The organism is Avibacterium endocarditidis, from assembly GCF_965138825.1.
Taxonomy (GTDB): Bacteria; Pseudomonadota; Gammaproteobacteria; order Enterobacterales; family Pasteurellaceae; genus Avibacterium; species Avibacterium endocarditidis.
In genome coordinates this window covers 32,988-42,564 of record NZ_CBCSDH010000011.1, presented here as the reverse complement: position 1 = coordinate 42,564, position 9,577 = coordinate 32,988, and the positions used below count along the sequence as shown (strand labels likewise).

The window sequence follows — 9,577 nt, the reverse complement described above, 5'->3', positions numbered from 1 at the left end:
TCACAGAGAGTTTGAATTTATTACCTATTTTAACGAGATAAATTCAAATGAAAAAGTTAAGAAACTCACAATATTTAGCAAGCTTTATGATTGGAATTGGTTCGATTTTAAATGTTGCACCAATCGCATTTTTACCTATAAATACTGATACGCCTAATAATGATAAAACCAATTTGCAAAAGGATTGGCAGGCTGTTGGTGGTTATTTATATAAAGCAATGGAAACATTAGACAATGACCGAACAACATCAAATTACAGAAGCTGAGCAATCAGAACAAGCTAAAGATATTGTTGAAACTGTTGCGGCAAAGCCTGAATTATTAACACAGGTTTTGCAAACTCCGCAAGCAGCAGGATTGATCTCAATGATGGTTCAACAGCAGATTAGCCATTCAGGCCCGCTACCGATGGCTGATGATATGCGGAAATATAATGAGGTTATTCCTAATGGGGCTGATCGCATTATGAAATTAGCAGAGAATGAACAGAGAAATCGCTATGCTATTCCTAAGTGGTCATTATTCTTGAAAGGATTGGGACTTGTTTTTGCAATGGTGAGCGTTGCTTTAGTTATTTAGTTTTGCTTTGAATTAATAAATAAAGAGCAATATGGGCTTTCAGTTACTGTTATGATTAGCGTACTAGTTGCTTTAGCTGGTGTTTTTGCGATCGGTAAAGTTATTCACCCGAAGGATAGCAAAAGTAGCGTTGATGAGTAAAGTTTGGTTATTTTGTATGCTTAAATTTCTTTTATTTGCTGGGATATTTTATGAAAAAATTGTTGGCTTATGGGATTTTGCTATTTAGCTCTCCAGCGTTTGGTTTTTCATTTTTTGATGATTCGCCTGATGAAGTAGCAGGGAAAGCATCGGCAAATTCATTTTTATATTCTGTATTAAATGACAATCAAAAAACTGCATACTCTAAATTTTCTCAAGTGAAGCAGAAATATGCGAAATTGCATAATAAGGACTTTAATGAAGCATTTTCTGAATATGCAAATCCATACGGTGATTATGCTAAAGAGTTCTATGCTAAAGAATTAAATAGACAATCTAAATTCGATTTTAACAAGTGGTTTAGTGAGCACATAGATATAGCTGCCGATCCACAAGCTTGGGTTTTTAGTCCGACAGCTAATCAAATTTTGAGTGAAGCTGATTTTTGTAACCGAATTTTTGATGAAGGTAGTTATTTATCGACTGTCACTTCGTTATGTCCTAATGAATTTTCGGATACTCAAGTCAAACCTGAAGTAATAGCACAATATTATATTGCTCAACAATGTTCTCAATATCAGTCAGAAATGGACTTCAAGCAGGATGAAAGAAATCGAATGAATAACTTAATTCGTAATACGATACAAAAGCGATTAGATAAATTTGGCGATCAATATTGCACAATCGAGCGTAATTCGGCAGTGCCATTACTAAAGCGTTATCAAGATTTTTTTGGAATTAACTAATTCTATTTTTACAACACTTTAATTGTGGTTGCCAAAGCCAAAAAGCAGAAACAGCTTTGTGACAAATTTACCCAATAATGGGCTGCGAGTCTTATGTACGCAATGATTTTGAATAAGCAGTAACCGCAGCCACAATGCCAAAATTAGGCTATGTGAAATAAATTTCACAAAAACACCGCACTTTAACCGCTTGTGGGAAACCGCAAGCGGTTTTTTATTACTCAAAAGGAGGACTATGGCAAATCAATTTAAGCCTATCATCGATCAGTTAAAAGATCAGTCAGATAAAGAGGGCAGCAAAGATCTGCTGTACCAAGAATATAAAAAATACACCGCACCTCAACTAACTTCATTGCGAGATGAATATGTTAAGGAAATTATCCACCAGATGATGGAATACAAGGAAAAAGCTGAGTATCTCTATCTTCATCACTTTAATGAGAACTAAATTATGGCAGACAGTAGCTCCTATCTCGATATGCTTACCGGTGATGATATTAATTGCGACGAAGTAGTTAATAACATCAAAAGTATTGATGATGCTGGAAAGTTGACAAATGGTTCAGCAAAAGCGCGAGCGATTGCAATGGCTGATTATGCTTGCAAATATTTCAAAGCAGTTAGTCAAAATGCAAAAGCCAATATGATTATTGCGTTAATCCAGCAAGCGGCATCTTTTTATTTTGCCGATAAGCAACACGATGTAGCAAAGCAAGCACAAAATCGTTTTGATGAAATTTGGAATAACCAACGTGATAAGGGGGATAAGCTCTTTAATCACTGGTATGACAATAGCAGACCGATTGAAGTGGCGATGCTCAATGAAGCAAGAGCAAGAGAGCAGGCAGGTTATCCCGTTGATTATGATACAGCGAAAAATCGTGCTGTTGTGACAACTCGCAGTGAATATTCTTACGCTCGGCAAAAAATAGAAAGAGAAATGAATGTGCATTGTGTGGGGGCAAGAAGAACAGCATTACGCCAGCTTCATATTGCCGAAGCAAGAGCCGCTGTTTTGGCTACAAACCAGGCTATTCGCATTGAAGAAGAACGTAAACACCAACGAGAAAGTCAGTACCGTGAAGAAGTATATAAATGGAATGGTTTATTTCAAGGGCGGGTGGGGGATAGCCTTAATTCTATTCGCACCGCACAACAGGCAGCAGCCGCTGCAAGCCAGATAAATCCTTATGAAGGCTGGAGTCAATCTGTAGCTGGGCTAAGTAATATTGGCGCAGCGTGGGGACGATTAAATGTCGCTGATATGCACACATTAAATGCAGGAATGATCCCAGCTTTTGCAAATAACTTATGGACATAGGAGATCAAATGAGACCAATTTTAATTAATAAAAAAGTGGCCAAGACCACGTTCCAAATTGATAACTGTACGAACACCGAAAATATTAGTATTGAACTCACACGTGTTGGCGGTGATGGTTCAACGATTGTTTATCCTGCTTTTGAAAGTGATCAAAACCAAGTTACGTTTATGTGGGACGATGCGATTTATAAAGCAAGAAAAGGGCGTTACCAGGGGATTATTCGCATTGATGGGTGCAAACCTTTCTGCGTGCCAATTCACGTTGATAGCTGTACTTGCTCAATGGGGCGTAGTGAAAATGGTTATTTTACTTCAACAGAATGTTTAGGATGTGCAAAATGACATATAAATTCTTAAACGGCTTTACAGCAAGCCTTAATGAAAAACTCAGCACCACAGACAAGCTCTTACCCATTGCTGAAGCAAGAGCATTAGCAGAAAGATTGAACGATGATCACACTTACCTTGTCATTAATGATGGAACAGGGGCTGAAATTGTCAAAGCCTACCGTTTTGGTAATGAGGTGAAAATTGAACGTGGACAAGATGATACTCAAGCAAAAACTTTTCCAATGGGGGCTTGTGTAAGATGGGAATTTACCCAAAGCGCATTTTACGATCTCGGTTGTCCAACAGAAGATAATTGCGAATCTTGTTGTTGCAAATAGTGGAGAAGGGTGATCTTATGGTCGCCTTTTTCATAATGTTTAAAACTAAACGCCCGATTTTAGGGCGTGTGTTGTATGGATTGGTGAGAGTATTTGGGGGGGGGATTTCGTTTAAGAAAAAGTGACATTAGTTTGACGAAATGGGGGCTATAAAACGTTCCGAAACGATTTCTAATTTATTGATTTAATTGATGGGAATTTTGAAAAATACAGTGATTTTTCGGAACGTTTTTGGCATAAAAACACTTGTACTTACTGAAAATTTCGGATTTTCACAAAATTTCCCCCCGCACTTTATTTTGCCTGCATTTTAGAGCAAGACTGCGGTTCTCACAAATGGAAAATTTTACAACATACACAGCAAGTCCTTGCACTGAATTTAATAAATTCACTGAATAAACAATTCTATCCCCCCAAGATTTCCGCTATAATCTTGCGGTTATCACTTTTTTTAGATTTCAATAAGGAAAATATTATGATGCGAACTCATTATTGCGGGGCGTTAAACCGCAGCAACATTGGACAAGAAGTTACTCTGAGCGGTTGGGTGAATAAGCGCCGTGATTTAGGTGGCTTGATTTTTATCGATTTGCGTGATCGTGAAGGTATTGTACAAGTCTGCTTTGACCCGAAATATCAAGAAGCACTCACCGCTGCAGCGGGCTTGCGTAATGAGTTTTGCGTGCAAATTAAAGGCGAAGTCATTGCGCGCCCTGAAAATCAAATCAATAAAAATATGACAACAGGCGAAGTGGAAGTATTGGCGAAATCCCTTTCTGTTTACAATGCCTCTGATGTGTTGCCGTTGGATTTCAATCAAAATAACACCGAAGAGCAACGCTTAAAATACCGTTATTTAGATTTACGCCGCCCTGAAATGGCGCAACGTTTAAAAACCCGTGCGAAAATCACCAGTTTTGTACGCCGTTTTATGGATGATCACGGTTTCTTAGATATTGAAACCCCAATGCTCACAAAAGCCACCCCTGAAGGCGCGCGCGACTATTTAGTGCCAAGCCGTGTGCATAAGGGTAAATTCTATGCTCTACCGCAATCGCCACAATTATTTAAGCAATTATTGATGATGTCGGGCTTTGACCGCTATTATCAAATTGTAAAATGTTTCCGTGATGAAGATTTGCGTGCGGATCGCCAGCCTGAGTTTACCCAAATCGATGTGGAAACCTCATTCTTAACCGCCCCTGAAGTGCGTGCAATTATGGAACAAATGATCCACGGATTATGGTTAGACATTTTAGGCGTAGATCTCGGTAAATTCCCAATGATGACTTGGGCGGAGGCAATGCAACGTTTCGGTTCAGATAAGCCTGATTTGCGTAACCCGTTAGAAATGGTGGACGTGGCTGATTTAGTCAAAGACGTGGATTTCAAAGTATTCAGCGGCCCTGCTAATGATCCAAATGGGCGCGTAACCGTAATCCGCGTGCCAAATGGTGCAAGCATTACCCGTAAACAAATTGACGAATACACCCAATTTGTTGGCATTTACGGAGCGAAAGGATTGGCGTGGTTAAAAGTCAATGAGCTTGAAAAAGGCTTAGAAGGCGTGCAAAGCCCAATCGCAAAATTCCTCTCTGAAGACGTGTTAAATGCGTTATTAACCCGTGTGCAAGCACAAAACGGCGATATTCTTTTCTTCGGGGCGGATAAATGGAACATTGCCACTGACGCAATGGGCGCATTACGCTTGAAATTAGGCCGTGATTTAGGCTTAACTCGCTTAGAAGAATGGAAACCACTTTGGGTGGTAGATTTCCCTATGTTTGAACGTGATGAAGAAGGCAACCTTGCCGCAATGCACCACCCGTTCACCTCTCCAAAAGATTTCAGCCCTGCACAGCTTGAACAAGATCCAACAGCAGCAGTAGCCAATGCTTATGATATGGTGATTAACGGTTATGAAGTGGGCGGCGGCTCTGTGCGTATTTTCGATCCTGTAATGCAGCAAACCGTTTTCCGCATTCTTGGCATTAACGAAGCAGAACAACAAGAAAAATTCGGCTTCTTGCTTGATGCCTTAAAATACGGCACACCACCACACGCAGGTTTAGCCTTTGGTTTAGACCGCTTAGTGATGCTTTTAACTGGCACAGACAACATTCGTGATGTTATCGCCTTCCCGAAAACCACCGCCGCCGCGTGCTTAATGACCGAAGCCCCAAGCTATGCCAACCCGCAGGCATTGGCGGAGTTAGGGGTTAGCGTGGTGAAAAACGAGAAATAATGTGAATAGGCGTGAGAGAACTCACGTCTTCTCTTCTTCTATGCAATACAAAAACCCCCAAAGTGTTCTTGTTATTATCTACGCCAAAAACACAAATCGCGTGTTGATGCTACAACGCAAAGATGATCCTGATTTTTGGCAGTCGGTAACAGGTTCAATGGAAAATGACGAAACCGCAAGAGAAACAGCAATCCGAGAGCTTTGGGAAGAAGTGCGGTTAAAAATTTCACCAAATTCAACCGCACTTTTTGATTGCAACGAAAGCGTAGAATTTGAAATTTTTCCCCATTTCCGCTATAAATACGCACCGAATATCACCCACGCGCGCGAACATTGGTTTTTATGCGCCGTGGAGCAGGAATTTGAACCGCAATTAAGCGAGCATTTGGCCTTTAAATGGGTTTCCCCACAACAGGCCGTGCAAATGACAAAATCGCCAAATAACGCCGCAGCGATTGAGAAATATTTGGTAAATAAGGGCTGATTGATTATTTGGTTGGAATAAATTCTGCCAAATCTCCCCTAACCCCTCTTTGCGAAAGAGGGGAATTTAGTAGTTATAGCTCAAAATGAGTTAATCATACGCTCATATCCCCCTCTTTAGAAAAGATGGGTAGGGGGAGATTTGATAGTAGCAATAACTACACACTAAATGATATGACGCCTATTGTGGTGAACATAAGTCGCCAACGGCGAAACCCGATTTATAAAAACAAACAAATTTAATTAAACTCAAGATCAAAAAGATCACAAAAACAGAAGGAAAAAAAATGGCAGGACATAGTAAGTGGGCGAATATTAAACACCGTAAAGCCGCCCAAGATGCCCAACGTGGAAAAATCTTTACTAAATTAATCCGTGAATTGGTTACCGCAGCCAAACTTGGTGGCGGTGATGTGAGCGCTAACCCGCGTTTGCGTGCGGCGGTGGATAAAGCCCTTTCTAACAATATGACGCGCGATACCATCAACCGTGCAATTGATCGCGGTGTGGGCGGTGGCGATGACACCAATATGGAAACCAAAGTTTATGAAGGCTATGGCCCTGGTGGCACAGCGGTGATGGTAGAATGTTTAAGTGATAACGCAAATCGCACCATTTCACAGGTTCGTCCAAGCTTCACTAAATGCGGTGGAAACTTAGGGACAGAGGGTTCTGTTGGCTATTTGTTCAGTAAAAAAGGGTTGATTTTAATTGCGGAAGCCGATGAAGATGCGCTTACAGAAGCAGCAATTGAAGCAGGCGCAGATGATATTCAACCACAAGAAGACGGCAGCTTTGAGATCTACACTGCGTGGGAAGATTTAAGTGCGGTGCGTGAAGCCATTGAAGCAGCAGGCTTCAAAATTCAAGAAGCCGAAGTAACAATGATTCCATCAACTACGGTAAATCTTGATGCGGAAACTGCACCAAAATTATTACGCTTAATTGATATGCTAGAAGATTGTGATGATGTGCAAAATGTGTATCACAACGGCGAAATCAGTGATGAAGTGGCAGCCTTGCTTTAATGCGTAATGGAAGAAGGTGCGAAAGCACCTTTTTTGTTTAGGGTATTTGAACCTTTTCAAACAGGAAATCGAATGGCAATTATTTTGGGAATTGACCCCGGTTCTCGCTTAACGGGATATGGCGTAATCCGTCAAGTGGGGTTAAAGTTGGACTATTTAGGCAGCGGGGTGATTCGCACTCAAGCAGAAGATATGCCAACCCGTTTAAAGCGCATTTATGCGGGGGTAAGCGAAATTATCACGCAATTTCAGCCCACAATGTTTGCCATTGAAGAAGTATTTTTGGCGAAAAATGCCAATTCCGCCTTAAAACTTGGGCAAGCCCGTGGCGTGGCGATTGTTGCTGCTGTGAACCACGATTTACCCGTGTTTGAATATGCCGCGCGCTTAGTCAAGCAAACGGTGGTTGGCACAGGGGCGGCCGATAAAACTCAAGTGCAAGAAATGGTAACGCGCATTCTTAATCTTTCCGCGAAACCGCAAGCCGATGCTGCCGATGCCTTAGCCATTGCCATCACGCATTCCCATTCTTTCGCGCATTTATCGCAAATTAATCAGAATATGCAAAAAACAGCGGGAAAAAACACCGCACTTTTGCGTCCAAGATATAGCCGTGGGCGTTTTCGTTTATAATGGCTAAGCGTGAAAATTTATCGTTTAAAACTGGATATTTATCCAGTTTTATTTTATCCTATGGCAAATCGTTTTAAGGGGAAATTATGATAGGCCGTTTAACAGGATTATTAGTCGAAAAGCAACCACCAGAAATTTTGCTTGATGTGCAAGGCGTGGGCTATGAGCTTTTATTGCCAATGACCAGCTTTTATAACTTGCCAGAAACAGGGCAGCAAACAACCTTATTTACCCATTTGGTCGTGCGAGAGGATGCACATTTGCTGTTTGGATTTTCCCACAAGCAAGACCGCACGTTATTTCGTGAGCTAATCAAAACCAACGGTGTAGGCCCGAAACTGGCACTCGCCATTTTATCTGCGATGTCTGTCAATGAATTTGCTTATGCCATAGAACGTGAAGAATTGTCTAAATTAGTCAAAATCCCCGGCGTGGGCAAAAAAACAGCAGAACGTTTACTGGTTGAATTAAAAGGGAAATTTAAGGATTTACAACAAGGCGATTTCTTTATTGAAAGCACGCATTTACCTGCGGCAGAAAAATCACCAAATAAAGAAAATGTTCAAATTGATGATGCAGTCGCGGCATTAATCGCGTTAGGTTACAAAGCAAGTGAAGCGGAAAAAATGGTGAAGAAAGTTGCCGATCCTGCACTTAACAGCGAACAATTAATCCGCGAAGCCCTGAAAGCGGCATTATAAATTAAGGCAGAATAATGATTGAAGTAGATAGAATTGTCAGCGCAACGGAAAAATTCGATGAAGAAGTCATTGATCGTGCCATTCGCCCTAAATTACTCACCGATTATGTAGGGCAACCACAGGTCTGTGAGCAAATGGAAATCTTTATCCAAGCCGCCAAACTGCGCCAAGATGCGCTCGATCACCTATTAATTTTCGGCCCACCAGGGTTAGGGAAAACCACCCTTGCCAATATTGTGGCGAATGAAATGGGAGTAAATATCCGCACCACTTCAGGGCCAGTGCTTGAAAAAGCAGGCGATTTAGCGGCAATGCTGACCAATCTTGAACCGCACGATGTGCTATTTATTGACGAAATTCACCGCCTTTCCCCAGCCATTGAAGAAGTGCTGTATCCCGCAATGGAAGATTATCAGCTCGATATTATGATTGGTGAAGGTCCAGCGGCACGCTCAATTAAACTGGATTTGCCCCCTTTTACCTTAATTGGCGCAACCACCAAAGCTGGCTCGCTCACTTCCCCTTTGCGTGATCGCTTTGGCATTGTGCAACGCTTAGAATTTTATTCCGTAGAAGATCTCACGTCCATTGTGGCACGCAGTGCGCAATGTTTAAACTTAGCCATTGAACAAGATGCGGCGCAAGAAATTGCCTGTCGTTCTCGTGGTACACCGCGTATTGCCAACCGTTTATTACGCCGTGTGAGAGATTATGCCGATGTTAAAAATGCAGGGCAAATTTCCGCACAAATTGCCAAATCCGCCCTTTCAATGTTAGATGTTGATCCCGCAGGTTTCGACTTTATGGATCGTAAATTACTCAGTGCCATTATTGAACGTTTTGACGGTGGGCCTGTGGGGTTAGACAACCTTGCCGCCGCCATTGGTGAAGAACGTGAAACCATTGAAGATGTGCTTGAGCCTTATTTAATCCAACAAGGCTTTTTACAACGCACCCCAAGAGGGCGTATCGCCACATTGCGAACCTATCGTCATTTGGGAATTGATAAGCTGACTGACTAGGAAAGAAA

Annotated in this window: 13 protein-coding genes; all 13 read left to right on the top strand. The window is 41.5% G+C overall.

What is annotated here, in order from left to right; genetic code table 11:
* Nucleotides 1-47: 47 nt before the first annotated feature.
* The 13 genes from ACNAV8_RS07640 (at nucleotide 48) to ruvB (ending at nucleotide 9,569) form a co-directional block, all read left to right on the top strand.
* Complete coding sequence (locus ACNAV8_RS07640) at nucleotides 48-266, top strand: hypothetical protein (RefSeq protein WP_146256850.1); 219 nt, start codon at nucleotides 48-50, stop codon at nucleotides 264-266.
* Nucleotides 235-579: a DUF2335 domain-containing protein gene (locus ACNAV8_RS07635; RefSeq protein ID WP_103854888.1), complete on the top strand. Its 345-nt coding sequence runs from the start codon at nucleotides 235-237 to the stop codon at nucleotides 577-579. The genes ACNAV8_RS07640 and ACNAV8_RS07635 overlap by 32 nt, the downstream gene beginning before the upstream one ends.
* 191 nt (nucleotides 580-770) lie before the next feature.
* Nucleotides 771-1,466 carry a hypothetical protein gene (locus ACNAV8_RS07630; protein WP_103854889.1) on the top strand — a complete coding sequence of 232 codons (696 nt, stop codon included), beginning with the start codon at nucleotides 771-773 and terminating at the stop codon, nucleotides 1,464-1,466.
* Nucleotides 1,467-1,701: 235 nt separating this feature from the next.
* Entirely contained in the window at nucleotides 1,702-1,914 is a 213-nt protein-coding gene (locus tag ACNAV8_RS07625; RefSeq protein WP_103854890.1) for a hypothetical protein, read from the top strand.
* A 3-nt stretch (nucleotides 1,915-1,917) separates the two neighbouring features.
* Nucleotides 1,918-2,787 carry a hypothetical protein gene (locus ACNAV8_RS07620; protein ID WP_415777503.1) on the top strand — a complete coding sequence of 290 codons (870 nt, stop codon included), beginning with the start codon at nucleotides 1,918-1,920 and terminating at the stop codon, nucleotides 2,785-2,787.
* 8 nt (nucleotides 2,788-2,795) lie between these two features.
* Nucleotides 2,796-3,131, top strand: a complete 336-nt coding sequence (locus tag ACNAV8_RS07615) for a hypothetical protein (protein WP_103854892.1) — start codon at nucleotides 2,796-2,798, stop codon at nucleotides 3,129-3,131.
* Nucleotides 3,128-3,457, top strand: coding sequence for a hypothetical protein (locus tag ACNAV8_RS07610; protein WP_103854893.1), 330 nt, complete (start codon nucleotides 3,128-3,130; stop codon nucleotides 3,455-3,457). The genes ACNAV8_RS07615 and ACNAV8_RS07610 overlap by 4 nt, the downstream gene beginning before the upstream one ends.
* 475 nt (nucleotides 3,458-3,932) lie before the next feature.
* Nucleotides 3,933-5,702 carry an aspartate--tRNA ligase gene (gene aspS / locus ACNAV8_RS07605; protein ID WP_103855574.1) on the top strand — a complete coding sequence of 590 codons (1,770 nt, stop codon included), beginning with the start codon at nucleotides 3,933-3,935 and terminating at the stop codon, nucleotides 5,700-5,702.
* A gap of 40 nt (nucleotides 5,703-5,742) precedes the next feature.
* Nucleotides 5,743-6,186, top strand: coding sequence for a dihydroneopterin triphosphate diphosphatase (nudB, locus tag ACNAV8_RS07600; RefSeq protein WP_103855573.1), 444 nt, complete (start codon nucleotides 5,743-5,745; stop codon nucleotides 6,184-6,186).
* Between the two features lie 286 nt (nucleotides 6,187-6,472).
* The gene (locus ACNAV8_RS07595; protein ID WP_103852766.1) at nucleotides 6,473-7,213 is read left to right on the top strand and encodes a YebC/PmpR family DNA-binding transcriptional regulator; all 741 of its coding nucleotides are present in this window, start codon (nucleotides 6,473-6,475) and stop codon (nucleotides 7,211-7,213) included.
* Between the two features lie 72 nt (nucleotides 7,214-7,285).
* Nucleotides 7,286-7,846 carry a crossover junction endodeoxyribonuclease RuvC gene (ruvC, locus tag ACNAV8_RS07590; protein WP_103855572.1) on the top strand — a complete coding sequence of 187 codons (561 nt, stop codon included), beginning with the start codon at nucleotides 7,286-7,288 and terminating at the stop codon, nucleotides 7,844-7,846.
* Nucleotides 7,847-7,932: 86 nt separating this feature from the next.
* Nucleotides 7,933-8,547 (top strand): Holliday junction branch migration protein RuvA, encoded by a 615-nt coding sequence (gene ruvA / locus ACNAV8_RS07585; RefSeq protein ID WP_103855571.1) that lies wholly within the window; start codon nucleotides 7,933-7,935, stop codon nucleotides 8,545-8,547.
* A 14-nt stretch (nucleotides 8,548-8,561) separates the two neighbouring features.
* Nucleotides 8,562-9,569 carry a Holliday junction branch migration DNA helicase RuvB gene (gene ruvB / locus ACNAV8_RS07580; RefSeq protein WP_035685781.1) on the top strand — a complete coding sequence of 336 codons (1,008 nt, stop codon included), beginning with the start codon at nucleotides 8,562-8,564 and terminating at the stop codon, nucleotides 9,567-9,569.
* Nucleotides 9,570-9,577: the final 8 nt, after the last annotated feature.

Coding starts and splice junctions, on each gene's coding strand:
- ACNAV8_RS07640 (WP_146256850.1), top strand. CDS start 48: ATGAAAAAGTTAAGAAACTCACAATATTTAGCAAGCTTTATGATTGGA.
- ACNAV8_RS07635 (WP_103854888.1), top strand. CDS start 235: ATGACCGAACAACATCAAATTACAGAAGCTGAGCAATCAGAACAAGCT.
- ACNAV8_RS07630 (WP_103854889.1), top strand. CDS start 771: ATGAAAAAATTGTTGGCTTATGGGATTTTGCTATTTAGCTCTCCAGCG.
- ACNAV8_RS07625 (WP_103854890.1), top strand. CDS start 1,702: ATGGCAAATCAATTTAAGCCTATCATCGATCAGTTAAAAGATCAGTCA.
- ACNAV8_RS07620 (WP_415777503.1), top strand. CDS start 1,918: ATGGCAGACAGTAGCTCCTATCTCGATATGCTTACCGGTGATGATATT.
- ACNAV8_RS07615 (WP_103854892.1), top strand. CDS start 2,796: ATGAGACCAATTTTAATTAATAAAAAAGTGGCCAAGACCACGTTCCAA.
- ACNAV8_RS07610 (WP_103854893.1), top strand. CDS start 3,128: ATGACATATAAATTCTTAAACGGCTTTACAGCAAGCCTTAATGAAAAA.
- aspS (WP_103855574.1), top strand. CDS start 3,933: ATGATGCGAACTCATTATTGCGGGGCGTTAAACCGCAGCAACATTGGA.
- nudB (WP_103855573.1), top strand. CDS start 5,743: ATGCAATACAAAAACCCCCAAAGTGTTCTTGTTATTATCTACGCCAAA.
- ACNAV8_RS07595 (WP_103852766.1), top strand. CDS start 6,473: ATGGCAGGACATAGTAAGTGGGCGAATATTAAACACCGTAAAGCCGCC.
- ruvC (WP_103855572.1), top strand. CDS start 7,286: ATGGCAATTATTTTGGGAATTGACCCCGGTTCTCGCTTAACGGGATAT.
- ruvA (WP_103855571.1), top strand. CDS start 7,933: ATGATAGGCCGTTTAACAGGATTATTAGTCGAAAAGCAACCACCAGAA.
- ruvB (WP_035685781.1), top strand. CDS start 8,562: ATGATTGAAGTAGATAGAATTGTCAGCGCAACGGAAAAATTCGATGAA.